This is a genomic window from Parafrankia sp. EUN1f, assembly GCF_000177675.1.
In the GTDB taxonomy this organism is placed as follows: domain Bacteria; phylum Actinomycetota; class Actinomycetes; order Frankiales; family Frankiaceae; genus Parafrankia.
On sequence record NZ_ADGX01000128.1, the window covers coordinates 1 to 24,703 of the forward strand.

At 72.0% G+C, this 24,703-nt stretch carries 19 protein-coding genes; 13 read left to right on the top strand and 6 right to left on the bottom strand.

The window, feature by feature from the left end; genetic code table 11:
* Window positions 1–352 precede the first annotated feature (352 nt).
* Both FREUN1FDRAFT_RS28700 and FREUN1FDRAFT_RS28705 read left to right on the top strand, forming a co-directional pair.
* Window positions 353–634, top strand: a complete 282-nt coding sequence (locus FREUN1FDRAFT_RS28700; protein WP_006543799.1) for a hypothetical protein — start codon at window positions 353–355, stop codon at window positions 632–634.
* 272 nt (window positions 635–906) lie between these two features.
* Window positions 907–2,157 carry a cytochrome P450 gene (locus FREUN1FDRAFT_RS28705; protein ID WP_006543800.1) on the top strand — a complete coding sequence of 417 codons (1,251 nt, stop codon included), beginning with the start codon at window positions 907–909 and terminating at the stop codon, window positions 2,155–2,157.
* Between the two features lie 272 nt (window positions 2,158–2,429).
* On the opposite strand, the gene FREUN1FDRAFT_RS28710 is transcribed toward FREUN1FDRAFT_RS28705, so the two are convergent.
* The 3 genes from FREUN1FDRAFT_RS28710 to FREUN1FDRAFT_RS28720 all read right to left on the bottom strand — a co-directional run bounded on the left by FREUN1FDRAFT_RS28710 (window position 2,430) and on the right by FREUN1FDRAFT_RS28720 (window position 5,378).
* Complete coding sequence (locus FREUN1FDRAFT_RS28710) at window positions 2,430–2,999, bottom strand: NADPH-dependent FMN reductase (protein ID WP_006543801.1); 570 nt, start codon at window positions 2,997–2,999, stop codon at window positions 2,430–2,432.
* The gene (locus tag FREUN1FDRAFT_RS28715) at window positions 2,996–4,219 is read right to left on the bottom strand and encodes an LLM class flavin-dependent oxidoreductase (protein ID WP_006543802.1); all 1,224 of its coding nucleotides are present in this window, start codon (window positions 4,217–4,219) and stop codon (window positions 2,996–2,998) included. Before FREUN1FDRAFT_RS28715 ends, FREUN1FDRAFT_RS28710 begins: the two co-directional genes overlap by 4 nt.
* 100 nt (window positions 4,220–4,319) lie before the next feature.
* Entirely contained in the window at window positions 4,320–5,378 is a 1,059-nt protein-coding gene (locus FREUN1FDRAFT_RS28720) for a helix-turn-helix domain-containing protein (RefSeq protein WP_035954158.1), read from the bottom strand.
* 100 nt (window positions 5,379–5,478) lie between these two features.
* Here FREUN1FDRAFT_RS28720 and FREUN1FDRAFT_RS28725 point away from each other — a divergent pair, with 100 nt between their 5' ends.
* The 3 genes from FREUN1FDRAFT_RS28725 (at window position 5,479) to FREUN1FDRAFT_RS28735 (ending at window position 10,814) form a co-directional block, all read left to right on the top strand.
* Window positions 5,479–6,330, top strand: a complete 852-nt coding sequence (locus FREUN1FDRAFT_RS28725) for an SDR family NAD(P)-dependent oxidoreductase (protein ID WP_006543804.1) — start codon at window positions 5,479–5,481, stop codon at window positions 6,328–6,330.
* A gap of 71 nt (window positions 6,331–6,401) precedes the next feature.
* Window positions 6,402–7,457, top strand: a complete 1,056-nt coding sequence (locus FREUN1FDRAFT_RS28730; protein WP_006543805.1) for a (R,R)-butanediol dehydrogenase — start codon at window positions 6,402–6,404, stop codon at window positions 7,455–7,457.
* 135 nt (window positions 7,458–7,592) lie between these two features.
* Window positions 7,593–10,814 carry a toll/interleukin-1 receptor domain-containing protein gene (locus tag FREUN1FDRAFT_RS28735; RefSeq protein WP_198144517.1) on the top strand — a complete coding sequence of 1,074 codons (3,222 nt, stop codon included), beginning with the start codon at window positions 7,593–7,595 and terminating at the stop codon, window positions 10,812–10,814.
* 68 nt (window positions 10,815–10,882) lie between these two features.
* Here the strand turns inward: FREUN1FDRAFT_RS28735 and FREUN1FDRAFT_RS28740 are convergent, their stop codons facing one another.
* Window positions 10,883–12,742: an alpha/beta hydrolase domain-containing protein gene (locus FREUN1FDRAFT_RS28740; protein WP_006543807.1), complete on the bottom strand. Its 1,860-nt coding sequence runs from the start codon at window positions 12,740–12,742 to the stop codon at window positions 10,883–10,885.
* 145 nt (window positions 12,743–12,887) lie between these two features.
* Between FREUN1FDRAFT_RS28740 and FREUN1FDRAFT_RS28745 the strand changes: the two genes are divergently transcribed.
* Window positions 12,888–13,541: a biliverdin-producing heme oxygenase gene (locus tag FREUN1FDRAFT_RS28745; RefSeq protein WP_232295466.1), complete on the top strand. Its 654-nt coding sequence runs from the start codon at window positions 12,888–12,890 to the stop codon at window positions 13,539–13,541.
* A 123-nt stretch (window positions 13,542–13,664) separates the two neighbouring features.
* On the opposite strand, the gene FREUN1FDRAFT_RS28750 is transcribed toward FREUN1FDRAFT_RS28745, so the two are convergent.
* Window positions 13,665–14,405, bottom strand: a complete 741-nt coding sequence (locus FREUN1FDRAFT_RS28750; protein ID WP_006543809.1) for an enoyl-CoA hydratase/isomerase family protein — start codon at window positions 14,403–14,405, stop codon at window positions 13,665–13,667.
* 479 nt (window positions 14,406–14,884) lie between these two features.
* On the opposite strand from FREUN1FDRAFT_RS28750, the gene FREUN1FDRAFT_RS28755 reads away from it, so the two are divergent.
* From FREUN1FDRAFT_RS28755 to FREUN1FDRAFT_RS28780, 6 genes are all read left to right on the top strand, one after another.
* Window positions 14,885–16,348 carry an aldehyde dehydrogenase family protein gene (locus FREUN1FDRAFT_RS28755; protein WP_006543810.1) on the top strand — a complete coding sequence of 488 codons (1,464 nt, stop codon included), beginning with the start codon at window positions 14,885–14,887 and terminating at the stop codon, window positions 16,346–16,348.
* A gap of 70 nt (window positions 16,349–16,418) precedes the next feature.
* Window positions 16,419–17,468 (top strand): acyl-CoA dehydrogenase family protein, encoded by a 1,050-nt coding sequence (locus FREUN1FDRAFT_RS28760; protein ID WP_006543811.1) that lies wholly within the window; start codon window positions 16,419–16,421, stop codon window positions 17,466–17,468.
* A gap of 91 nt (window positions 17,469–17,559) precedes the next feature.
* On the top strand, window positions 17,560–19,044 hold the full coding sequence (locus FREUN1FDRAFT_RS28765; RefSeq protein ID WP_006543812.1) for a class I adenylate-forming enzyme family protein: 1,485 nt from the start codon (window positions 17,560–17,562) through the stop codon (window positions 19,042–19,044).
* Window positions 19,045–19,119: 75 nt separating this feature from the next.
* Window positions 19,120–20,310: an acyl-CoA dehydrogenase family protein gene (locus FREUN1FDRAFT_RS28770; RefSeq protein ID WP_006543813.1), complete on the top strand. Its 1,191-nt coding sequence runs from the start codon at window positions 19,120–19,122 to the stop codon at window positions 20,308–20,310.
* Between the two features lie 109 nt (window positions 20,311–20,419).
* Window positions 20,420–21,211, top strand: a complete 792-nt coding sequence (locus tag FREUN1FDRAFT_RS28775; protein ID WP_006543814.1) for an SDR family oxidoreductase — start codon at window positions 20,420–20,422, stop codon at window positions 21,209–21,211.
* Window positions 21,212–21,829: 618 nt separating this feature from the next.
* Window positions 21,830–23,200 carry an ABC transporter substrate-binding protein gene (locus FREUN1FDRAFT_RS28780; RefSeq protein ID WP_035954154.1) on the top strand — a complete coding sequence of 457 codons (1,371 nt, stop codon included), beginning with the start codon at window positions 21,830–21,832 and terminating at the stop codon, window positions 23,198–23,200.
* Here FREUN1FDRAFT_RS28780 and FREUN1FDRAFT_RS44340 read toward each other — a convergent pair.
* Window positions 23,193–23,399, bottom strand: a complete 207-nt coding sequence (locus tag FREUN1FDRAFT_RS44340; RefSeq protein WP_157475518.1) for a hypothetical protein — start codon at window positions 23,397–23,399, stop codon at window positions 23,193–23,195. The genes FREUN1FDRAFT_RS28780 and FREUN1FDRAFT_RS44340 overlap by 8 nt on opposite strands.
* 501 nt (window positions 23,400–23,900) lie before the next feature.
* On the opposite strand from FREUN1FDRAFT_RS44340, the gene FREUN1FDRAFT_RS28785 reads away from it, so the two are divergent.
* Window positions 23,901–24,703 (top strand): enoyl-CoA hydratase/isomerase family protein (locus FREUN1FDRAFT_RS28785; protein ID WP_050796076.1); only part of this gene is annotated, 803 nt, incomplete at its 3' end.

Consider the following 24,703-nt stretch of genomic DNA (forward strand, 5'->3'; position numbering starts at 1 on the left):
CAGGTCCGCCAGGCCCGCGGAAGACCAGGCCACGGGCCCGTCCCGCACCGCCGCCGGGCCATCACCTCCCACACACCTCACATCTCCGGTATGAACCGATTTCAGCGGTCCATACCGGAGCAGATCGGGTGCGATCAAGCGGATCTCGATTCCTCGGGATCGACCCGGTCGAATTCATATTCCGGCCGGTGAGAGGTCGGAACAGCGGGTACACAACCTTTGGCCTTGCCACGTCAATGAGGTCGGGCCTGCATCAGTGATCACCTGTGCCGATAGCCGTGTTCCGAGTCCGCGGGCGATTCACACGACGCGGATGTTCGCATCGGCGCTCAGCTCAGCGGGAGGTTCAAGAATGGTCGGTCGATCGAAGCGTTTCGCTGTTGTCGCCAGCATGGCCGGTGTCCTCACCGGAGGAGCTGGAGCGGCTCTCGTCGCGGCGACTCCGGCACAGGCGGCCAACGGGAGCTACGGCGCCGGCTGGACCTCGACCACGACGACGGACTGCCCCCCGGGCCGCCCCTGCACCACCACCAACACCTATCAGTGCACCTGGACGAATGCCCATTGGGAGTCGTACTACAACTGGACCTGGCACAGGTGGACGACTCGCTGGGTGCCGGCGAAGTGCGTCTGAGAAACCAGAGTGACGGGTCTCAGGGCGGGGATCGGGTCCGCCCTGAGACCGGGCCGGCGGCGGCGCCGCGGCTGGTGCCGCGAGAAGCCGTCGACGGCGACGAATCTCGAATCGGGTGATTCGACTTCGCCGCGTCAGGGGTGGTGTTCGCGGTGTTCGCGTGCGCCGGCGGGCCGGGCGGGCTTTCGTAGGTCGTGCCGCGGTGACGGGCGAGGCGGTCGCCGCGGGAGGGCCGCGGTGCGGCGGTGCGGTCAACCGGGAGGAGAGGGTCGGTGACTACGGTCGGCGTCACAGGCGCAGCCGCGTCCGAAGAGGGCACTGCGGCGATCATGGCGGCGGTGACGGCGACGCGGCTGCCGGACCCCTACCCGCGGTACCGGGAGATCCGGGAGTCCGGGGCCTTCATCACCGGCGAGATCGGGGGCCGCACCGCCACGCTGGTGACCCGGCTCGCGGAGGCGTCCGCGGTACTCAGCCATTCCGCGGCCGGGCACGGCTTCAGCGACGGCATCAACTACCGGGCCGGGATGCGGGACGGCCTGGGGTCACTGCTGCGGGCCGACCCGCCCGACCACACCCGGCTGCGGCGGCTGGTGGGCAGGGCGTTCACCCCCGCGGTCATCGAGTCGCTGGCCGCGGAGGTCACCTCGCTGGCGAACGAGCTGCTCGACGAGGCGCTCGAGCGGGCCGAGATCGACGCGGTCACGGCGTTCGCCCGTCCGCTGCCGTTGCGGACGATGTGCCGGCTGCTCGGGGTGCCGGCGGCGGACGAGGAGGAGTTCGGCGGGTGGGCCGACGCGCTGACCCGTGGGCTGGACCCCTACTACCTCCTGACCGAGGAGGAACAGGCCGCCTGCCATCGGGCGGGGAAGGCGTTCGACGCCTACTTCGTCGATCTGATCGCACGCCGCCGCGCGGCGCCCCAGGATGATCTGCTCAGCCGGCTCGTCGCCCTTCACGACGACGGCGACGTGCTTTCCGAGCGGGAGCTGCTGGAACTGTGCACCCTGCTGCTGGTGGCGGGTTATGAGACGACCGCCAACCTCATCGCCGGCGGGATTCTCGCCCTCGCCCGCAATCCCGAGCAGCTCGCGGCCCTGCGTGCCGATCCCGGCCTGGTCGGTTCCGCCGTGGAGGAGATGATCCGCCACGACGCCCCGGTGCAGTTCGTCGCACGGACCTTTCTCACCGACGCCGAGATCGCCGGGCGGTCGTTCGCCCGCGGTGACGGCGCGATCCTGATGCTCGGCGCCGCCAATCGGGACCCGGAGGCATTCGATGATCCCGACCGGTTCCTCCCGGCGCGCTACATGGGGTCGGCCCGGGCCCGGCGCCATCTCGGGCTCGGCGTGGGCATCCACTACTGTCTCGGCGCGCCACTCGCCCGGACGGAGGCGGAGATCGCATTCCGGGTGCTGCTGAGCCGCACCCGGTCGTTCGCGCTGGCCGCGGAGACTCTCGCCTACCGGCCCCAGATCGTCGTCCGCGGGCTGAGCGAGCTTCCGCTGCGCCTTTCGGCCTGAGCCGGCCACGGCCACCGGACCGGCTCAGGCGCCGGAGCCGTCCGCGCAGAGGCAGCCCTTCCGGCCATCGGGTCGGCACGGTCGGCGACTCTCGCGGGTCGTCAGGTCGACCAGTCGGAACAGTCATCCAGGCGCCCCCTGCCCGCGGACGTCAGACGCGCGTCCCGCCCATGCACTGGACCGGCCGCGGCGACGGGATTCCCGTCGTCGGCTCCGCCCCGGGGTGACCGGGGTGGTTGGGGTGGCCGAACACCCATGGCCGGGGCCTACGTTTACCGGGGCCAGACCCGGGCGAAGGTGAGGAGTTGGTCGACCATCAGGTCCAGCCGCTCTCCCAGCGACGGCTCGCCGGGCGGGCCGGGGGCGTCGAGCTCCACCGGCACGGCCGAGTTGACCGTGAGTCCCAGCGGGGTCGGCCAGCCCCGCAGCGCGTGGACGATCGAGCGCAGCGAGGTCAGGGTCGTCCCGCCGGCCTGTGCGCCGTGGGCGCACACGATGAGGCCGACGGCCCGGCCGTCCAGGTAGGAGCGGGTGTCGCCGCGCAGGTCCTCCAGGTAGTCCAGCGCGTTCTTGACCAGGCCGGACACGCCGCCGTGGTAGCCGGGCGAGGCAACCACGACGGCGTCGCTGGCGGCGACCGCGGCGATCAGTCGCCGGGCCGCGGGTGCTCGGTCAGGCCGCTCCGGCGCGTAGATCGGCAGGTCGAGGTCGGCGGAGGCGAACAGGGTCGTCTGGGCACCGGCCGCGGCGGCCCGGTCGAGCGCGGCGGCGACCAGGCGCTCGGTCGTGGAGCCCGCCCGGCCGGTGCCGCCGATGCCGACCACGCGCAACGGCCGGCTCACGGGCGCGGCGCCTGGGATGTCTGGGACGCCTGGGAGGCGGCGTGGTCTTCGATGGCCTTGCCGATCGCGGTCGCGGTCTGGTCCTTCCAGGTCTGGGAGAGGCTGACCTGCCAGTCCTGGGAGCCGAGCGGCCCGGCGGACGCGCCGGTGAAGTGCGGGACGACCTCGCGGGCGAACAGCTCGTAGCTGCGCCGGGTCGCCTCCTGGTCGGCGAGGTCGGCGGCCAGGATCAGGTAGGTGCCGAACCCGCCGGACTGCTGCCACAGCCGCTCGATCTGTTCGATCGCCATCTCCGGGGTGCCGCAGATGAAGGAGCCGGTCTCGTTGCCCCGCCGGATCCGGTCGGCCAGCGGGGTGCTCGGGTCACCGGGGATCGGCAGCACCTTCGACTGGTAGGTCTGCACGTCGACGAGGCCGTACTCGACGTCCTTCGCGGCCTGCTCCATGGTCTCGGCGAGGTGCATCTGGCCCATCAGCCGCCAGGATCGGCGGTCGACGGTCTGCCCGTGCTGCGCGGCGACCTCGTTCGCCACCGACCAGTGCGAGCCGAGCACGTCGAAGCCGCCGGCCTGGCTGGCGGCGATCGACAGCATGCCGGCGCCGAACCGCCCGGCGGTGCGCGGGCCGGCCGGGGAGAAGGTGGCCGCCACGGCGATCTCGGGCCGGGGCCGGGTGTAGGGCGCGAGCTGCAGCACCGCGTCCTGCAGGGTGAACCAGTCCGTCTTTCGGGTGACCGGTTCCCTGCCGTCGAACAGCGCGGTGATCGCCTCGAGCGACTCCTCCATCATGGCTCGCTGGCGGTTGGTGTCGATGCCGAGCATGTGCGCGTCGGAGGCGAGCTGGCCGGGGCCGACGCCGAGCATGATCCGCCCGCGGGTCAGGTGGTCGAGCAGCACGATCCGGTCGGCCACGTTCAGCGGGTGGTGGTACGGGAGCGAGACCACGCCGGTGCCGAGCCGCAGGTGGCGGGTGCGCGCGGCGGCGTGGGCGATGAACACCTCCGGTGAGGCGATGATCTCCCAGCCACCGGAGTGGTGCTCGCCGATCCAGGCCTCGTCGAAACCGAGCCGGTCCAGGTGCTCGAGCAGGGAGACGTCCTGCTCGAGCAGGAGGGTGGGGTTGCGGCCGGCGCGGTGGAACGGCGCCATGAAGACACCGAACTTCAACGGCCACCGCTCGCCCGCGGCCACCTCGGAGGAGATCTTCCGGGCTAACGACATGTGATCCTCCTGTGCTCGCCTTCGACTGGCCGGCAGACTCTCAGTTCGCAGGAAGTGAATCAAGAGTCGCACTATGCGAACGCTGGACGACCGGGACGTCTCACCCGTCCCGGCGGCGGCCGTGCGTGGCGGCGGTGACGGCGTCCGCCGCGGCTCGCACCTGCTCACCGAGCTCGATGACCCTGGCGCCGGACAGGAGCCCGGTCACCCCGCTCCCCCGGCCCTCCCTGGCGTCCCGGCCGGAGCGCCCGATGATCAGGCACAGCACGACGGAGACGGACCCGCCCGCGTCGAAGACGGGCGCGTTGATGGACGTCGGCCGGTACTGCGCGTCCGGGTCGACGGTGGCCGGCAGCGTGTCGGCCAGGTTGAAGGCGCGCCCGACATCCGCCATCAGCCGCCGCAACGCGGCGGTATGCGTGTGTGTGGGCGCCGCCGCGGTCGCCGGTGGCCTGGTGCGCGCGGCGACTCCCGCCTGCTCCTCCCCCTCCAGGTCGGCGACCAGGGAGCTGAGCCGTTCGTAGAGGTGGTCCTCGATCTCGACCGCCCAGCCGCGGGAGCGGATGCCGGCGAGCCCCGGTGCCAGCCGAGCCAGTGCGTCAGCCGGCCGGTCGGGCCCCAGCCGGGCGAACCACGCCTCGGCGGCGGCGTCGTCGGCCCACGCCACGCACACCGCGCCGAGCGGTGGACGGGGCTGGATCCGGTCACCGAGGCGCAGCCAGTAGGCGCCGTGCCGGATTCCGCCGGGCGCGGTGTCGCCGGAGGGGGCGCTGACGGGGGCATAGGGCAGGCCGATCTCGCCGACGAGCAGGTCGTCGTCCTCGCCGGGGATGCCGCCGGCCACCAGGGCGACGCAGGGTATGCCGGTCGCGGCGGCGAGCTCACGCGCGACGGGACGGGCTGCGTCGATCGCGGTACCGCCCTGCGCGGCGGCCCGCCCGGCGGCGATCAGCGCCGGGCCGAGGCGGTAGGTGCGCAGCTCCGGATGCCGCAACAGCCATCCGCGCCGGGCCAAAGCGACGATCATGGGGTGGACGGTGGCCTTGCTGACACCGGCCGCCCTGGCGATCTCGGCCAGGGTGAAGCCGTCGGTGGGCCGGCTGGCCAGCAGGTCGAACAGGTCGAGAAGCCGCTCGGTCTGCGGCGATGGTCGGCTCATGGTGCCGCGAATGTAACTCGCCGGGCGGCCCGCGACAGCCGCCGGTGTTCGCATAGTGCGACTCTTGATTCGGTGTCTGCGTACCGTCAGGCTGTCCGACGTGGTGAACCGGATTGCGGGAAAAGTTGCCATCGTCACAGGAGCGGCCAGCGGGATCGGGCGCGCGGTGACCCGGCGGTTCGTCGACGAGGGCGCCCGGGTGGTCGGCGGTGACGTCGACGAGGAAGGGCTCGCGGCGCTGGCCGCCGAGCTGGGCGACTCCTTCGCCGGCGCCCGCTGCGACGTCACCGTCGAGGCCGACGTCGCGGCGCTGGTGGAGCTGGCCACCAGCCGCTTCGGCCGGCTGGACATCGCCGTCGCCAACGCCGGCGGCGGGACCAACGCCGAGATCGTCGACCACGACTTCGCGGAATGGCGCCGGGTCGTCGACCTGTGCCTGCACGGGGTCTTCCTCACCGTGAAGCACGCCGGGGCGGCGATGCGCGCGGCCGGAGCCGCCGGCGGCGGCAGCGGCGGCAGCGGCGGCAGCGGCGGCAGCGGCGGCAGCGGCGGCTCGATCGTGACAATCGCCAGCCTCAACGCCGTGCAGCCCGGCCGCGGCATGGGGGCCTACTGCGCGGCCAAGGCCGGGGTCGTGGCGCTGACCGAGGTGGCGGCGATGGAGCTCGGCCCGGCCGGGGTGCGCGTCAACTCCGTCGCCCCGGGCCTGGTGCGCACCTCGGCCACCGGCCCGATGTGGAGCCTGCCCGGGCTTGTCGACGAGTACATCGACAACACCCCGCTCGGCCGGTTCGCCGAACCCGACGAGGTGGCGAGCGTGGTGCTGTTCCTCGCCTCCGACGAGGCGGGCTTCGTCTCCGCGAGCCTCTACGGCGTGGACGGCGGCGCCCGGACCAGGCGCTACCCGGACCTGATCGGCACCGCCGCCCGGCTGCTCGGCTCGGGAGCCTGACCAACCCCGGAAAGCCAGACCAACCCCTGGCGGAAAGCCAGACCAACCCCTGGAAGGACGTGCCACCCGCGATGCGAGCTGCCCGCCTGCACGGTCCGCGCGACCTGCGGGTCGACGACGTCCCAGCCCCGTCCGCCGGCCCCGGTGAGGTGCTGCTGCGGCCCCTGTTCACCGGGCTGTGCGGGTCCGACCTGCACATGTGGCACGGCGGCACGGGGGCGTCCGCCGAGCCGATGACGCTCGGCCACGAGTTCTCCGCCGAGGTCGTCGAGGTCGGCCCGGACGTCGACGACCCCCGCGTCGCCGCCGGGCAGCTGCGCCCCGGGGCACTCGTGTCCGTCGAGCCGATGTGGACGTGCGGCCACTGCGGCCCGTGCCGCGCCGGTGCGTACAACCTGTGCCGCAACATGGTCTGGCACGGGCTTTCCGACCGGGCCGGCGCGCTCGCCGAGCTGACGGTCGTGCGGCCCGGCATGGTGCACGTGCTGCCCCCTGGCCTGGACGCCGTCCAGGGCGCGCTCATCGAGCCGCTCGCGGTGGCGCACCACGCGGTGGGCCGGTGCGGCGACATCGCCGGCGGCAGCGCCCTGGTGCTCGGCGCCGGCCCGGTCGGCCTGGCCGCCGCGCTCGACCTGGTCGCCCGAGGTGTCGAGCGGCTGATCGTGACCGAGCCGTCGAAGGTCCGCCGCACCGCGGTCAGCACCGTGCTGGCCGCCGTCGGCGCGGGCACCGCCAGCGTGGTCGACCCGACGGAGACCGACCCGGTGGAGCTGGCCAGGGAGCTGACCAAGGGCGAGGGCGTGGACTGTGTCGTCGACGCGGCCGGCGTCGAGCCCGCGTTCCAGTCCGGCCTGTCCGCACTGCGCCCCGGCGGAACGCTCGTCACCGTGGCGACCTACCTGAAGCCGGTGAGCCTGCACCCGCTGCTGACGATGCTCAGCGAGATCGACGTGCGGGCCTCCCTCGGCTACCGCGACGACTTCCCGCCGGTCGTCGAGCTGATGGCCGCCGGTGCCTTTCCCGTCGACGGCTGGGTTCGCCGGGTACCGCTCGCCGACGTCGCCGGAGCGTTCGAGCTACTGGACGCCGGCGCCGACATCAAACTCCTCGTCGACGCCAGCGCGTAGCGCGCCGCCCGCACACCGGCACCACCGGCCGCCTCTTCCCACCACCCCCATCAAGATCGTTAGCGCTGGCCGCACCGTCAACATCGTTGACTATCTTGAGGGTGAATGGGTGATGCGCCGGCGTGGTGGCGGTGCGTGGCAAGCTGGACGGCTATGGGCATCGGGGATCCCCCCGCCACACCGGACACGCCCGCCGCGGTGGATGTGTTCGTCTCCTACACGGCGGCGGACGAGGCGTGGGCACTCTGGGTCGCCGCGGTTCTGGAGGCCGAGGGCCGCAGGGTGGCGATCGAGGCGTGGGACGCCCCGGCGGGAACGAACCTCATCGTGTGGATCAGCCAGCAGATGGCCCGCGCCGCCCGCACCGTCGCGATCTGCTCACAGGCCTACTTCACCTTCCACTGGCGCACCACCCAGGAATGGACCGGCGCCCTGGCCAGCAACACGCTCATCCCGCTGCGGGTCGAGGAATGCGCACTCCCGCCGGTGCTGGCCAGCATCGCCTACCGCGACCTGCACCACGTCGACGAACCCACCGCCCGCCGCCGCCTTCTGGAGGCACTGGGCCTGGCCGCCCCCACCCGTGTCTCGTCCGGGTTCCCCGGCGGCGCCGCCCCGGCGCCTGCGGCCGCGGCGTTCCCGGGCCAGCCACCCCGGGGCGCGGCTGGCATCCCCGCCCGGCGGATCCGGGTCGGGATGCCGCCACGGGTGGCTGACCATTTCCAGCACCGGCCCGCCGTCGACGATCTGGCCCACGCGGTGGACGGCGCAGGGACGGCGGTGGCGTGCCAGGTCCTGGCCGGGATGGGCGGGGTCGGCAAGACCCAGCTCGCCGCCCACCACGCCCACCAGATGTGGCAGTCCGGGGCAGTGGACGTGCTGGTGTGGGTGGTCGCGGCCAGCCGGGAACAGATCCAGACCGTCTACGCCCGCGCAGCCGCCGACCTCACCGGCACAGACCCCACCGACCCCACCGCCGCCGAGGCGCTGCTGGGCTGGCTCGCGGATACCGAGAAGCGGTGGCTGATCGTCCTCGACGACGTAGCCGACCCGGCCGACCTGCGAGGACTGTGGCCCCCAGACCGACCGAACGGGCGGGTGCTGGTCACCACCCGCCGCAAGGACGCCGCCCTCACCGGCCCCGGCCGGCACCGGGTCGACGTCGACCTGTTCACCTCGGAGGAGGCCAGCGCCTACCTCACCGCCATCCTGGCCGTCCACGAACGCGACGACGACCCGGCTCAGATCGATCGACTGGCCGCCGACCTGGGGTATCTGCCGCTCGCGCTGTCCCAGGCCGCCGCCTACCTCGTCGACCAGGATCTGGACTGCGCGACCTACCGGGACCTGCTCGCCGACCGCGCCCAGCCCCTGGCCGACCTCGCCCCCGACGACAGCGGCCTGCCCGACGATCAGCAGGCCACCGTGGCTGCCGCCTGGTCGTTGTCCATCGACCGCGCCGACCAGCTCCGGCCCGCCGGCCTGGCCCGCCCCATGCTCGAACTCGCCGCCGCCCTGGAGCCCAACGGCGTCCCCGAAGCCGTGCTCACCAGCCCACCTGCCCTGGAGTACCTCACCGCCCACCGCACCCCTGGCAGCCCTCCGGACCGGGACGCACGACCCGTCGACACCAGGGACGCCCGCAGCGCACTACGGGCGTTGCACCGCCTCAGCCTGCTCGACCATGTCTCCGCAAACCCTCACCAGGCCGTCCGCATCCACCAGCTGATCCAACGTGCTGTCCGCGAGCAGCTGCCACCCGACCGGCAGCACACCCTGGCACGCGCCGCAGGTGACGCACTGCTCGCCGCCTGGCCCGAGGTGGAACGCGACACCGACCTCGCCCAGGCCCTACGCGCCAACACCACCACACTGGCCGCCCACAGCGGTGACGCCCTGTGGCAACCCGGCCTGCATCCCGCGCTGTTCGTCGCCGGCAACAGCCTCGGCAACGCCGGCCTGGTCGCCGCCGCCGTGGCGTTCTTCGAGCACCTGAACACCGCCGCCGACCACCACCTCGGCCCCGACGACCCCGACACCCTGATCATCCGAGGCAACCTGGCCTTCTGGCAGCGGGCGGGAGGCGATCCGGCAGGCGCCAGCCGGGCCTTCGAGGTGCTGCTCGACGACTACCTGCGCCTGCTCGGCCCCGACCACCCCGACACCCTCATCACCCGCCACAACCTGGCCCTCTCCCGGGGGGAGGCAGGAGATCCGGCAGGCGCCGTCGAGGCCTTCGAGCAACTGCTCACCGACCGACTACGGGTGCTGGGCCCCGACCACCCCAGCACCCTGGCCACTCGGCACAATCTGGCCTTCTGGCGGGGGAAGGCCGGGGATGGAGCGGGCGCCGCCAGCGCCTTCGAAGAACTGCTCGCCGACTACCTGCGCCTGCTCGGCCCCGACCACCCCGACACCTTGAAAACCCGGCACAACCTGGCCTTCTGGCGGGCGGAGGCGGAAGATCCGGCCGTCGCCGCCAGCGACTTCGAGAAACTGCTCACCGATCAGCTACGCGTACTGGGACCCGACCACCCCGACGCCCTCGCGTCCCGTAGCTACCTGGCCGACTGGCAGGCGGTGGCGGGGGATCCGGCCGGCGCCGCCGCCGAAACTGAGGCGCTGCTCACCGACCGACTGCGCGTGCTGGGACCCGACCACCCCGACACCCTCACCACCCGGGAGCACCTGGCCTTCTGGCGGGGCGAGGCCGGGGATGGAGCGGGCGCCGCCAGCTCCTACCGGGAGCTGCTCACCGAGCAGTTGCGCCTGCTCGGCCCCGACCACCCCGACACCCTGACCGTGCGGGGCCGCCTGGCCTTCTGGCGGGGGGCTGCGGGGGATCGGGCTGGCGCCGCGAGCGCCTTCGAAGAACTGCTCGACGACCAGCTACGTCTGCTCGGCCCCGACCACCCCGACACCCTCACCACCTGGGACCAGCTGGCCTTCTGGCAGAGGGAGGCGGATCCGGACGCCATCGCCGACTTCGAGGAGGTGCTCACCGACCGGCTGCGCCTGCTCGGCCCCGACCACCCCGACACCCTGCGGAGCCTGAGCCAGCTGGCCGCCCTGCAGGGGTGGGCAGGGGATCAGGCCGGCGCCGCCAGGGCCGCCGACGACTTCGAGGAGTTGCTCGACAGCTACCTGCGGGTGCTGGGACCCGACCACCCCGACACCCTGGCCACCCGGGACTACCTGGCCTACTGGCGGGAGCAGGCAGGAGGGTCCAGGAGGAATCAGGCAGCCGACGGCGCCAGTGGTGATCTTCAACAGCCACAGTCCCCACGCGGCGACCACCACCCCGACCCCGGCCAGGAGCACGCCGGCGACCGCGAGCCCGACCCGCCCACAAGCTAGTCCCACCACTCCCTGAAGCCAGGAGGTTTCGGGTCTCTTACGGGGGTCCCGGGGGCTCGATCGAGCGATCAGGTTGCGGCAGCCCGGTCGTAGGCTGCGATGGCCTCGCGGACTGTGGCCTCGATGTCTTCGGCCAGCAGGAACCTGGCGGCGACGAGGCGCTCCGCCGCGGCCCGCACGGCCGTCTCGTAGTCGTCGCGGCTCGCGAAGGGAGGCGGGCCGGTGAGCAGGGGCAGCCTGCTGCCGAGGAACTCGTACAGCGGGGTCGGGAGGCCGGGAACCGACCGGCGCGGATTCCACCCGGTGTAGGCCGCCACCGGTACCGCGACAGCCGGCAACGCCACCCCGGCGATCTCGTTGCCGCCGGCGTCGATCGCCGGGACGACCGCGGGCCTCGCCGCGCCGAGCCGCAGCGGCCACCGCCCGACGCCGGCCGCGGCCTGGGGGCCCAGGTCGACGTCCCGGGTGATGTTGAGGGCGTCAAGGTCTGGCACCGCCACCCCGGAGGCGGCGAAACGCTCCAGCACGGCGGTGCGGGTGGTGGCCGTTCCGTCGGCGTGGCGGGGCACCTCGCTCAGCGGAGGCTCGGTGCCGTCGCAGGCCCACTGCACGAGCGCGACGAACAACGCACGCAGGATCGGGTCGACGTCGAGCGCGTGGACCGGGTTCGCCGCCGGCATCAGCTCCTTCAACGCGGTCGGCATCGCGCCGAAGTGGTCGGTGCCGGCCAGCAGATACGCCCGCGCGTCGGGGTCGTCGGGCAGGTCGTCGCCGGTGTCGGGGTCGATGTGCACCAGCGCGCCGTCGCCCCGCCAGTACTCCCACGAGCTGTTGGTCAGGAACAGCTTCGGGACGGCGCCGAGTGAGCGCTGCGGTTCGAGCAGGCGGGTGGTGTCGTACGGCGGCAGGTTCGCGAAACCGAGCGGATGGGTCAGCGACGGCTGGGCGTACCGGTGGTTGAACTCGCCTCGCCGGCCGCCCGCGATGTGGGCGAGGACGCCGTCGAGGACCGGCGCGCCGTCCTCGTCGACGTTGCGGCCCTCGTGCAGGAACTGGCGCAGGAACCGGCCCGACTGGGAGACGCCGTACCCGAACGCGTGGGTGAACGAGCCGTCGCGGCGCAGCCACGACACGGCGTCGCGCACCGCGAGCAGCCCGGTGCCGACGACCGGGCACAGCGACGTCCGGTAGGTCAGCGTGTACCAGTGGAAGGCCTGGAAGCCGCCGTCGAGGGCCACCGTCCGCTCGTCGACGAACCGCCAGCGCTCGCGGCCGATGGGGCGCGGCGGCGCGTCCGGGGCCAGCTGTTCGGTGAGGACCGCCTCCGGATCGTCGATGTCGGCGGTCGGGTATTCGGTGAAGGTGAAGAACAGCGACGAGTCGGACAGGGCGTGCGTGTCCTGGTTCGTGTCAGGCCGGAACTCCACCCGGATCCGTCCCGGCTCGACGCCGGCCGCTGTCGGCGCGCGCAGGCCTATGCCGGCGGCGCTGGCAACGCCAGTGGCACTGGTTTCGCCGGCGCCGCGCGTCACGTCCCACTGCCAGCCGCACCAGGCGATCGTCCAGCCCTGCGCCAGCAGGAAGCCGTCGCCCGGGTCGAGTGCGTCCAAGGCGGCGATCTGCATCAGCGGTGTGCCCGCGGAGAAGGGCACCCCGCCGAGCAGGCCGCGGTTGGCGACGACGAACAGCAGCCGGCCGTTGCCAGCCCGCCCGCTCGGGCGGAGCAGGCGCAGGTCCGCGTCGAAGCGCACCAGGCCGTCGGGATCCGCGGCGCGCTCGAGGTCGACGATCCCGTGGTTGGCGGCCGCGCGTGGGTCGACGGCGAAGTCGGCGACGGCGGACACCGCCTCGTAGGAGCCGTGTGGCCCCCAGACCCGCCCTTCCGCGAACGGGCGGACGCTCTCGTTTCGAAGGCCGGTCAACGCCACACCGGGATCGTGACATAGCCGGCAGCAATCGGGTGAGTGTTGCGGGGGTGGACCGGGCCCCGGGGGTGACGGCGGCCGCCGCACCAGCGTCGGGCAAGAGTCCGAATCCGGCTGCGCGGGCCGCCCACCTCGCTACGCTGACCAGGTGGACACTCAGGCGGTGCACGTGGACGCTTCGGCGGCGAACTCCGACTCCGTGATCGCGGCCGATCCCACCGGCTCAGTCGGTGACGGCGACATCATGCTGCGCCTTCGCCGTGCCACAGCGCTGGCGCACGCAAGGGTCGAGGCCTGCGTCGGGCTGGACAATCCCGACATCTCGCAGGCGCGTTACCGCGACGTGATGATCGCTTTCTACCGCCTCCACCTGGTGCTCGAACCGCGGCTTGACGCGTTGTTCCGCGAGTTCGAAGATCCACTGCTGGACTGGCCGGGGCGCCACAAGCTCGGCAGCCTCATCCAGGACCTGCACGCCCTCGGCGTGACACCAGACACGCTGACGGCGCTTCCGGCGACGGCGATCCCCGCCATGGACGACGTGGCCGCCGGGTTCGGCGCCCTTTACGTCACCGAGGGCGCGACCCTCGGCGGCCAGCTGATCGCGCGCTATCTGGGCGCCCGGGCCGACCTGGCCGGCGCCTACTCCTACTTCACCCCGTACGGGGACCAGGTCGGCCGCCGCTGGCGCGACCTGCGCGTGGTGCTGCGCCAGTGGGTGGGCACGGACGAGACGCGGGCGGAAGCGGTCGTCACGGCGGCGCTCGCCACCTTCCTCGCCTTCGAGGCCGCCCTCAGCTGAGGAGACCGACCAGCATCCAGGCTGGCCAACGGTCGGCGTGGTCACCGACGGTCGGACTGGTCACCGACGGTCGGACTGGTCACCGGTCGAGCGCCTACTCTGTGGCTGTTCGAGCGCGAGGAGCTACCAGCGTCCGAGCGAGGCGCGGGCCTGCTCGTAGCGGTCGCGGCCGGTGTCCGTGGCCCGAGGCCCGCACAGCGCTTCAAGGGCGTCTGCGAAGAGGTGCCGCTTGAGTGCCTCGATCACACCCGCGTTCTTGTAGGCCATAGGCCGGGCGAACTCGGTCGCGGCCGTCAGCACGGGTTCATCACGGACAGCCAGGTCGACGAGACCGCGTTCCGCCGCGGTTTCCGCATCGTATGTCCGGCTGGTGGTGGTCATCTCCAGTGCCGTGAACGGGGGAAGCTTCGCGCGCAGCAGACTGATCTCGCCCCAGGTATAGAAGAAGCCGGCATCGGCGTAGGGGAGGCCCATGCGGCCGCGGCCGCGCTGCATGAGGCGGTAGTCGTGCGCCAGGGCGAGCATGACCCCGTTGGCGAACGCGTGCCCCTGGAGCGCCGCGACCGAGATCATCGGGAGGGAGACAAATCTGGCGTACAGCCGGAGCACGTCGGCCGCGAAGGACTCGAGCCCGCTTTCTCCGATCCCGAAAATCCATCCGATGTCGGCGCCGTTGCACCAGTGCTTCCCGGAGGCGGTGGTGATGAGGGCGCGCGGTGTCCGGGCCTGCTCCACTTCGTCGAGGAGACTGTTGATCCAGGCGACCCGGTTCCCGTCGAAGAGATTCTGATCAGAACCGAGATCGAGTATCAGCAGCTCTCCGTCCTGGCGCAGCTCTGGGCCGGGTGACGCATGTTCGCCCACCGCTCGCTCCTCCCCCAGGTGCGGCAGTCCAGCCTTCCACTGTCTGTGATCGTGACGCCACTCCTGCGGGCGCGCAAATCGACGACTGCCACCCGGCGGACGTCAGCACGCCCGGCGCGCCCCACTCGACCACGAAAATGCCGATCGCTCGAATTCTCTATATATTAAGCGTGACGATCCGGCACCACTTCGTCTCGACCGACTGGCGGGCTCCGAACTCCGCCATGGCGCCACCACCCTCGATCCACCGAGGGCCACGCACGTCCGAATCCGGCCGGCCCGGCTCCGGACCGGATCGGGGACCCGGGGCCACCGGGATGGAGCCGGCGCCCGCCGCGTGACGGGGGTTGCGTCGCACCGCCACCCGACCGTACGGTGAATATCTAGATATTTCACTCCGGAGGATCGGCTGGTGATGGGCCGCATCCTCGCCGCCCTCACCCACCGCGTCCCGTGACGCCCCGCAGACCGGAGTTCTGATGCCCGAGCAGCGCATGTTGATCGACGGCAGGCTCGTCGACGCCGAGGGCGGCCGCGTCTTCGACAACATCAACCCGGCCACCGAAGAGGTCATCGGCGTCACCGCCGACGGGTCACGCGCGGACATGGAGCGCGCTGTCGCCGCTGCCCGCAAGGCGTTCGACCGGTCGGACTGGGCCCGTGACCACCTCGGGCGCAAGAAGGCGATCCTGCAGCTGCAGGCCGCGATCGAGGCCGAGGTCGAGGAGCTGCGGGCCGAGCTCGTCGCGGAGGTGGGCTGCCCGGTCATCACGACCTACGGCCCGCAGCTCGACGCACCCCTGCGGGAAGCACTGCGCTGGCCCGCCGAGCAGATCGAGTCGTTCCCGTGGACGCGTTCGCTGCCAGACCACGACGCCTTCGGCATGGGCTTCGCCTCGGCCCGCGAGGTGTGGAAGGAGCCGATCGGGGTCGTCGGCGTGGTAACCCCGTGGAACTTCCCCCTCGAGATCGCGCTGAACAAGCTCGGCCCCATCCTCGCGACGGGCAACACCTGTGTACTCAAGCCCGCCCCGGACACCCCCTGGAACACCACCCGGCTGGGCCGGCTCATCGCCGAGCACACCGACATCCCAGCTGGTGTCGTCAACATCGTCCCGTCGTCCGACCACCTGGTCGGCGAGGTGCTCTCGACCTCCCCGGACGTCGACATGGTCGCCTTCACCGGCTCGACCGCGACCGGCCGGCGCATCATGGCGGCCGCCTCCGCCACGGTGAAGCCGACGTTCCTCGAGCTCGGCGGCAAGTCGGTGAACCTCGTCCTGGCCGACGCCGACTTCACGAAGGCGATCCCCACCGCCGCCATGGTCTGCATGCACGCCGGGCAGGGCTGCGCCATGCCGACCCGGCTGCTCGTCCCGAACTCCCGCTACGACGAGGCGATCGAACTCGCCCGGGCCGCCTTCGAAGGCGTGAAGTACGGCGACCCGACCGACCCCTCGGTGCTCCAGGGCCCGCAGGTCTCACGCCGCCAGCAGGATCGAGTCCTCGGCTACCTCGAGACCGGGCGCCAGGAGGGCGCCCGGGTCGTCGTCGGCGGCGGGGTTCCGAAGGACCTCGACCGCGGCTTCTTCGTGGAGCCGACCCTGTTCGCCGACGTCACACCCGACATGACCATCGCCCAGGAGGAGATCTTCGGCCCGGTCCTGGTCGTGATCGGTTTCGACGATGACGACGACGCCGTCCGCATCGCCAACAACTCCGCCTACGGCCTGTCCGGGATGGTCACCTCCGCCGACCTGGACCGGGCGAAGGCGGTGGCCCGGCGGATCCGCACCGGAACCCTCGGCATCAACGGCGGCATGTGGTATGGCGCGGACGCCCCCTTCGGCGGCTACAAGCAGTCCGGCATCGGGCGCCAGTGCGGCATCGAGGGCCTGGAGATCTTCACCGAGACCAAGACCGTGGGCTGGCCGGCGCAGTAACGTGCGGACACAGGCGGCCTCACTCTAATATCTAGATATATATTCGACTAGCGACAGGTGACGACGTCCCATGCAGTTCCGCCTCGACGACGACCAGCTGGCGATGCGCGACGCCGTCCGGGCGTTCTGCGCTGACCACTTCCCCCTCGACGACCTCGCGGCCCGCGAGGGCAAACCCACCGACGCCGCGCTGTGGCCGGCACTGGCCGAGCTCGGAGTTCTGGGGCTCCTCCTCGACGAGGGCGAGCCCGGTTCGGAGCCAGGTTCGGGGCTGGGCCTCGTCGAGGCCGCGATCGCGTTCGAGCAGCTCGGCGCGCACCTCGCCGGCGGGCCGGTGCTCTGGTCCACCCTCGCCGCGCCGTTCGTCGACCGGGTGGCCGAGGGATCCGTCCGGGTCGCCGGCGTCGCGATCGACGGCCCGGCGACCGGCCGCGCGACCGGCACAGCGACCGGCCCGACGACCGGCCCGACGACCGGCTCGCTGGTCGTCGAGCACGGAGACGAGTGCGATGTGCTGCTCGTGGCGTACGACGACCGGCTGGACGTCTGCCCCCGCGCGGAGGTGGCGGCGTCCGTCGCCGGGACGCCGCTGGACCCGCTGACGCCCGTCGCGGTCCTCCCGGACATCCCCGCCGCCACGGTGGTCGGGGATGCGCCCGAGGCGGGCCGGCTGCGGCTGCGTGGCGAGATCCTCAGCGCCGCGGCGTTGGTCGGTGTCGCGCAGGGCGCGCTCGACGTGGCCCGCGACTACGCGCTCGAACGTGAGCAGTTCGGCGTCGCGATCGGCTCCTTCCAGGCGATCAAGCACATGCTGGCCGACATGTACGTCCGGGTGGAGCTGGCGCGGGCCGCGGCCTACGCCGCCGCCGCGGTCGCGACCGACCCCCGTGCCGGTGACCCGCAGCGCGCCGCGAGCGCGGCGAAGCTGCTCGCCGGCGAGGCAGGGATCGCGAACGGGCGCGCCGCCGTGCAGGTGCTCGGCGGCATGGGCTTCACCTGGGACATGCTCCCGCACTACTTCCTGAAGCGGGCCTGGGTCCTGGAGAACCAGTTCGGCACTGCGTCGTCCCACGCCGCACGGCTCGGCGCCGCCGTCGGGAGCGAGGTCGCGGCGTCATGACCAGGTCGCATCCGACGGCGCCGTCCGTAGGTGGCCGGGAGACCGTCAGCGCGCACTGGCGGGTCAGGCCTCGACCGGAACGGCGGTACCGATGACAGCCCAGGACACAGCCGAGCTTCCGGCGCTCAGCGAGCGGCTCGGGAAGGTGCTCGCACTCGACCCGTCCGCCCCCGCGGTCGAGTTCGAGCGGCGCTGGCACACCTGGGGCGAGCTGGCGGCGACCGCCGACGCGCTCGCGTCGCGGGTGCGGCCGGGTGAGCGGGTCGCGGTGCTGCTGCGCAACCGCCCCCCGCAGCTCGGCCTGCTGCTGGGACTGCTGCGCCACGGCGCCTGCGTGGTCGCGGTCAACCCGGGGCGCGGGGTGGTACGGGTACGCGCCGACCTGGAGTCCCTCGCGGTCGGGACCGTCGCCGGTTCCTCCGCGGACCTCGCCGCCTTCGCGTCCCACGCATCGGTGCGCCGGTTCGTCAGCGACGACCTCGGGGTTGTGCACATCACCGGCGAAGGGCCGCCGGTGGGTGACGGCGACCTGCGCGCGCAGACCGCGGTCGAAATGCTCACCAGTGGGACGACCGGCCCGCCGAAGCGGGTTCCGCTGACCTACGAGACCTTCTCCCTGGTGCTCGCCGGGGCGAAGCACTACGAGCGCAACCCGGACGCCGGCCTGCGGCTTCGCCGCGGCGTCGTCGTCGTCAACGCGCCGCTGGTCCACCTCGGCGGGCTGTTCCGCGTTCTGCAGTGCGTCAACGACGGCCGCGCGTTCTGCCTGCTGGAGAAGTTCCGGGTCGACCAGTGGGCGGACGCGGTACGCCGCCACCGGCCCTCGACCGTCAGCCTGGTCCCCGCGGCGCTGCGGATGGTGCTGGACGCCGATCTCGACCGCGACGACCTGTCGAGCGTGCGGTCGGTGATCTCGGGCACCGCGCCGCTGTCCCCCGAGGACGCCGATACCTTCCAGCGCAAATACGGCATGCCGGTGCTGACGTCCTACGCGGCTACCGAGTTCGGCGGCGGGGTGGCCGGCTGGAACCTCGCCGACCACGAGCGGTACTGGACGGCCAAGCGCGGCAGCGTCGGGCGCGCCCATGCCGGCTGCGAGCTGCGGGTCGTCGACCCCGATACCGGGGCCCCGCTCGCACCGGACGAACCGGGGCTGCTGGAGGTGCGGGCCCGCCAGCTCGGCGAGCAGGCCGGGTGGACCCGCACCACCGACCTGGCGCGGCTCGACGCCGACGGCTTCCTGTGGATCCTCGGCCGCGCGGACCAGGCCATCATCCGCGGTGGGTTCAAGATCCTCCCCGACGATGTGCGGGCCGCGCTCGAACGTGACCCGCGGGTGCGGGGCGCGTCCGTCGTCGGGCTCGACGACCCCCGTCTCGGGGCCGTCCCGGTGGCCGCCGTCGAGCCCCGTCCCGGGATCATCGTCACCGCCGAGGAGCTCCTCGCCGACGCGGCAGGCGTGCTGGCCCGCTACGAGCTGCCGGCACGGCTGCTCGTCGTCGAGTCCCTGCCGCGCACGCCGTCGGGCAAGGTCGACCTCAGCGCGGTGCGGGCGCTGTTCACCCAGGCGCCCTGATCCCCGCGGACGCTGATCACCGGGAACGCTGATCACCAGGCGCCCTGATCATCCAGGTACCCCTAGGAGCACTGAATGGACCTGACCTACAACGAGGAGGACGAGGCGTTCCGCGCCGAGCTCCGCACCTGGCTGCAAGCCGAGGTGCCCGCGCACGGAGCGCCGCCGCCTCCCGGCGACTGGCCCGCGCGCCGCGCCTACGACACCGCCTGGCAGCGCAAGCTCCACGACGCCGGCTACGCCGGCCTGCACTGGCCGGCCGCGTTCGGCGGCCGCGGAGCGCCGGTCACCCAGCAGCTCGTCTACCTGGAGGAGTACGCCCGCGCCGGCGCGCCGTACATCAGCGTGAACTTCGTCGGCATGATGCACGCCGGCCCCACCCTCATCGCCGAGGGCACCGACGCCCAGCGCGCCTACCACCTCCCCCGCATCCTGAGCGGCGAGGACATCTGGTGCCAGGGCTTCTCCGAGCCCTCCGCCGGCTCCGACCTCGCCTCGCTGCGCACCAGCGCGGTCCGGGTCGGCGACGAGTACATCGTCAACGGCCAGAAGATCTGGAGCACCCGCGCGCACGTCGCCGACTACTGCGAGCTGCTGGTCCGCACCGACCCTGACGCCCGCAAGCACCGCGGCATCAGCTGGCTCATCCTCGACATGCGCTCCCCCGGCGTCGAGGTCCGGCCGATGCGCACGATCGACGGTGAGAGCCACTTCTGCGAGGTGTTCCTCACCGACGTCCGGGTGCCCGTGGCCAACCTCGTCGGCGCGGAGAACGACGGCTGGCGGGTCACCAACGTGACGCTGCGCTTCGAGCGCGGCACCGCCTTCGCCCAGCACATCATCACCCTGCGCACCCAGCTGCGCGACCTCGTCCGGGCGGCCCGGCTCGTCCCCGCCGCCGGCGGCGGCACCGCCTGGGACGACCCGGCGCTGCGCGCACAGGTGGGCCGGCTGGAGGCGAGCGCCGACGGCCTGTGGCGGATGACCCAGAAGGGCATAGCCGAGGCGGAGGCCACCGGGCTGCCCGCGCCCACCGGCTCCGCCGTCAAGCTGCGTTTCAGCGAGCTCAGCCAGGAGCTCAGCGAGCTCGCGGTGCGGGTGCTCGGCCGCGCCGCCGTCGGCGGTGTGCAGGGCGCCGGCGTCGACGGCGTGGAAACCGCCCGTGCCTACCTCTGGTCGCTGCAGTACAGCATCGCCGCCGGAACCTCCCAGATCCAGCGCAACCTGATTGCCGAACGGATCCTGGGGATGCCCCGCGCGGCCTGAACCGCCCCGGATCGTAACTGAGCCTTTTCCATCGTCGGCTCCGACCTGCCGCGACAGCGCCCGACAAGCGTGAGATGGAAAAGGCTCACTCCACACGAGCGGAGCTCAGATGGATCTCGGAGTACGCGATCGCGCGTACGTCGTCGTCGGCGGAACGGCCGGCATGGGGCTGGCCACCGCGCAGCTACTGGTGGCCGAGGGTGCCCGGGTGGCGGTCGTCGGCCGCGGCCGCGAGCGGGCCGAGGCCGCGGTACGCCAGCTCGGTGCGGCCGCGACGGCGGTGGTCGGCGACGTCAACACCGGGGGTGAAGCTGACCGGATCCTCGCGGAGGCGGTCGACGCCCTCGGCGAGCTGGCCGGCATCGCCGTGACGACCGGCACCGGCCAGGGCTCGCACCGCGGGCTGGCGGCCGCCTCCGACGCCGACTGGGCCAGCGCGTTCGACGACATCCTCATGGGCACGGTACGCGCGGTGCGCGCGGCGGTCCCCCACCTCGTCGCTGCCGGCGGCGGCACCGTGGTCACCACCGCCGCGTACGGAATGCGCGCCTACCACCCCGACCGGCTGCCCTACATAACGCTGAAAAGCGGCGTCGCCGCCTTCACCAAGACCATCGCCCGGGCGTACGGCGCCGCCGGCGTGCGAGCCAACTGCGTCTGCCCCGGCGCGATCGAGACGGACTCGCTCGCGGGCCTGCGCCAGCATCTCGCGCGGGAGCGCGGGGTGCCACCGGAGGGCCTGCTGGAGCAGGTCATGGTCGACGAGTGGCACATGGACGTCGCCCTGCGCCGCCCCGGCACGCCGACGGAGGTCGGCGAGCTCTTCGCCTTCCTGCTGTCCCCGCGCGCCGGCTACCTGACCGGCGCGGTCATCAACATCGACGGCGGAACCCAGTTCTGACGGACCCGGCCTGGTCCGCATATACGGAACCAGAAGGCCCGTTCTGGCGCGGACTCGGCGAGCATCCGATCGGCGCGGACCTGACACCGCCGGCGATCCCCTTCCTGATCCGCTGACGAGAGCCGGGGTGTCGTTCAGCCCCTGGGCACGTGGCGAGCAGGCACGCGAGAGGCATTCCTGTACATGGCGCGGGTCGCCGGCGACCCGCAGCGTGCCCTGGAGCACCGTCCACCGACCGGAGAAGTCGGCGAGCCGGGTCCGCCGCCGCGCCGGCGACCGCCGAGCGAAGGCTCCGCGGAGGATGCCCTGACCTCGGCGTTGTTCGCGATCAGCGCGGCGCGGCCGGCGAACCGTGCGTCTGTCACGAGGTCGGGCCGGCCGATCACCTCGCCACCCGGACGGACACACCCCTTGACGACCGCAATAATCTCTATATATTTTGCCCGAGATCGACACGGCGTGGCGGACGTCACAAGCTTCCCACAAAGCCATGGGTGCTGGGGGTGAGGAGCGTGCACCGCGTCTCGCCGCGGAGCCGCGAACGCCCGCACGAGCCTCGAACGAGCACGCCCTCCGGGAGGAACAACGATGAAAAGGTCTGACTGCTGGTTACCCAGCATGCCCGCACGAAGTCGTAGCAGGAACCCGCAGGGCCGTCGTCTGCGCGGCCTGGCGGTCCTGGTGGCTGGGCTCCTCCTGGCCGTGACGGCATGCTCGAACTCGTCAGGCAAGGTCGCGGACACCTCTGGCACCAAGGTGCCCGGCGGGGCGCAGGGAACAACCAGCGGGCCCGGGGTCACCGACAGCGAGATCCGCTTCGCGATGCTCGGCACGAAGAGCAACAACCCGCTGGGCACCTGCATCCTGGACTGTTTCGCCAGCGGCGTGAACGCGTACTTCGCCTATCGCAACAGCGAGGGCGGGGTCCACGGCCGCAAGCTGGTGATCTCCGAGACGGTGGACGACCAGCTGGGCAAGAACCAGCAGGAAGCACTGAAGATCATCTCCGCGAACGAAACCTTCGGCACGTTCTCGGCGCCGCTTCTCGCCACCGGGTTCGGCGCCTTCGCGGAGGCGGGAGTCCCGCTCTACGCCCTGCCGGCGAACGCCAGTGACATGGTCGGAAAGGATTCGGCCTTCTCCAGCACCGGCTCCTTCTGCATCGAGTGCACCCAGACCTACTGGTCCTATATCGCGAACCTCGCCGGCGCCACCAGGATCGCGGCGCTCGGAATCGGCGTCGCGGCGCCGTCGAAGAACTGCGCGAACGGGGTCGTCCGGTCGATCGAGACGTTCGGCGGGAAGTTCGGCCAGAAGGTCGTCTACATGAACGACAGCCTGGCGTACGGCCTGCCCAACGGCGCCGGCCCCGAGGTGACGGCGATGAAGAACGCCGGTGTCCAGCTGGTCATCGGATGCATCGACCTGAACTCGATGAAGACCTTCTCCCAGGAGATGGAACGCCAGGGCGTCGGCGACGTCCCGATGGTGCACCAGAACACCTACGACCAGAAGTTCGTGGCCGCCGGCGGAGACCTGTTCGAGGGCGACTACGTGCTGCCCCGCTTCCGCCCGTTCGAGGCCGACGCCGGCTCCTCCGGCCTGAAGACCTTCAGAACCTGGATGGAGAAGAGCAAGACCGAGCTCACCGAGTACGCCATGCTCGGCTGGATCGACGCCGACCTCGCCTACCAGGGCATCAAGGCCGCCGGCCCGTCGTTCACCCGTGCGTCCGTCATCGCCGCCACCAACAAGATGACGAACTACAGCGCGGACGGCCTGATCGACCCGATCGACTGGAGCCGCCAGCACGAGCCACCCACCGAGGCGGACCCGGTGACCCACGGCTACAAGCAGGAATGCATCACCCTGGTCAAGGTCCACAACGGCCGGTTCGAGCCCGTGGGCGACCCGAAGAAGCCCTTCATCTGCTGGCCGGTGACGAAGGAACGGACCTGGTCCGAACCCACCTTCATCAACTTCACCTAGTACGGGCGGCCACGCTGCTCGGGGCCGGGAGACCGGCCCCGAGCAGTTCGATTCCGGTGGCGAAGAAGGAGGTCCGGCCGCTGGCCGCCGCAGCTGCCAGCGGCTCGCGGCTTCTGGCGTCCGCGGCGGGCGGGTAGACCATCCCGGCCATGGACGTCGTCACCCCGTTCGCGCCGGTACTGATCCGTCTGCCCTCCACGCGGCAGCCCGGGTGCCCCGAGCGACTGAGGTCGGACCTCCGCCAAAAATGGCGATATTTCCGAGCCGGACGGACGTTACCCGAAACCGGGCGGCCCGCCCGCACGTCGGCCCGCGGCGGTGCCCCCACCCCGATGACGACGGCCACGTCCCTGCTCGTCGACCGCATACCCCCGTTCCGCCGGGCACCGCGGTGGCCATATGCGCAGCTCGTTCTTGAGGATCTTTCCCCGGGTCAGGCCGTACCGACGACCGCGCGGGACGGGCGCGGGAGCGCGCGGCCGTCCCGCGGCAAACACCTGGGCCTCCTGGCCCTCCGCCGGGCCGAGGGCCCCTATGTCGATTCCCGGCGACACAGCGATCTCCCGGCGGAGGCCGACAACCCACCATCAGGGTGACGACACTCACCGACCGTGAAATATCTAAAGATTTCACCTAGGATGGCCTACGACCCAGGGCGCAGCGGGAGAGGGAAGAGCCGTTGACTGACGAACGCGTGCTGATGGAACGGGAGCCGGAGTCCGGCATCGCCCGCATCACGATCAACAATGCGCAGCGGCGCAACTCCTACGACCCGTCGATGCGCGACCAGCTCGCCGCCTACCTCGACGAGCTGGCGACCGACGACGACATCAAGGTCGTCCTCCTGCGCGGCGCCGGCGGCTACTTCTCCTCCGGCGCCGACATGCGCAACGCCTACGGCTGGTACGGCGAGGGCACCGACCGGACGTCCCATCGCAACGGCGACGGAAACGCCACCGGCGGCGCCGGCAGCACCGCCGGCAACGGCGACGGAAAGGCCACCCGACGACGCCGACCCAGCCAACGCCGCCGCCTCGCCGTCGACCGCCAAACCTTCGCCTTCTACCACGAGTTCCTCGGCTACCCCAAAGCCACCATCGCCCAGGTCGAAGGCCTCGCCCTCGGCGGCGGCTTCGAGATCGCCCTCATGGCCGACATCGCCGTCGTCGGCCAGAACGCCCGCCTCGGCATGCCCGCCACCCGCTTCCTCGGCCCCGCACTCGGCTCACTCCACCTGTTCTTCCACCGACTCGGACCCGTCCTCGCCAAACGCATGCTCCTCACCGGCGACCTCCTCACCGGAACCGAACTCGCCGAACGCGGAATCTTCACCGAAACCGTCCCCGACACCGACGTCCCCACCCGCGCCGAATGGTGGGCCCGCAAAGTCTCCCGCATGCCCGCCGACGGCATCGTCATCGCCAAGGAAGCCTTCCGCCTCGTCGAACAACTCCAGGGCTACCAAGGCGAAGAAGTCCTCAGCTACCTCTTCCACGCCTACGG

Excerpts from the sequence above, each read along its gene's own strand:
- FREUN1FDRAFT_RS28700 (WP_006543799.1), top strand. The coding sequence starts at position 353 with ATGGTCGGTCGATCGAAGCGTTTCGCTGTTGTCGCCAGCATGGCCGGT.
- FREUN1FDRAFT_RS28715 (WP_006543802.1), bottom strand. The coding sequence starts at position 4,219 with ATGTCGTTAGCCCGGAAGATCTCCTCCGAGGTGGCCGCGGGCGAGCGG.
- FREUN1FDRAFT_RS28720 (WP_035954158.1), bottom strand. The coding sequence starts at position 5,378 with ATGAGCCGACCATCGCCGCAGACCGAGCGGCTTCTCGACCTGTTCGAC.
- FREUN1FDRAFT_RS28730 (WP_006543805.1), top strand. The coding sequence starts at position 6,402 with ATGCGAGCTGCCCGCCTGCACGGTCCGCGCGACCTGCGGGTCGACGAC.
- FREUN1FDRAFT_RS28755 (WP_006543810.1), top strand. The coding sequence starts at position 14,885 with ATGCCCGAGCAGCGCATGTTGATCGACGGCAGGCTCGTCGACGCCGAG.
- FREUN1FDRAFT_RS28760 (WP_006543811.1), top strand. The coding sequence starts at position 16,419 with ATGCAGTTCCGCCTCGACGACGACCAGCTGGCGATGCGCGACGCCGTC.
- FREUN1FDRAFT_RS28765 (WP_006543812.1), top strand. The coding sequence starts at position 17,560 with ATGACAGCCCAGGACACAGCCGAGCTTCCGGCGCTCAGCGAGCGGCTC.
- FREUN1FDRAFT_RS28770 (WP_006543813.1), top strand. The coding sequence starts at position 19,120 with ATGGACCTGACCTACAACGAGGAGGACGAGGCGTTCCGCGCCGAGCTC.
- FREUN1FDRAFT_RS28775 (WP_006543814.1), top strand. The coding sequence starts at position 20,420 with ATGGATCTCGGAGTACGCGATCGCGCGTACGTCGTCGTCGGCGGAACG.
- FREUN1FDRAFT_RS28780 (WP_035954154.1), top strand. The coding sequence starts at position 21,830 with ATGCCCGCACGAAGTCGTAGCAGGAACCCGCAGGGCCGTCGTCTGCGC.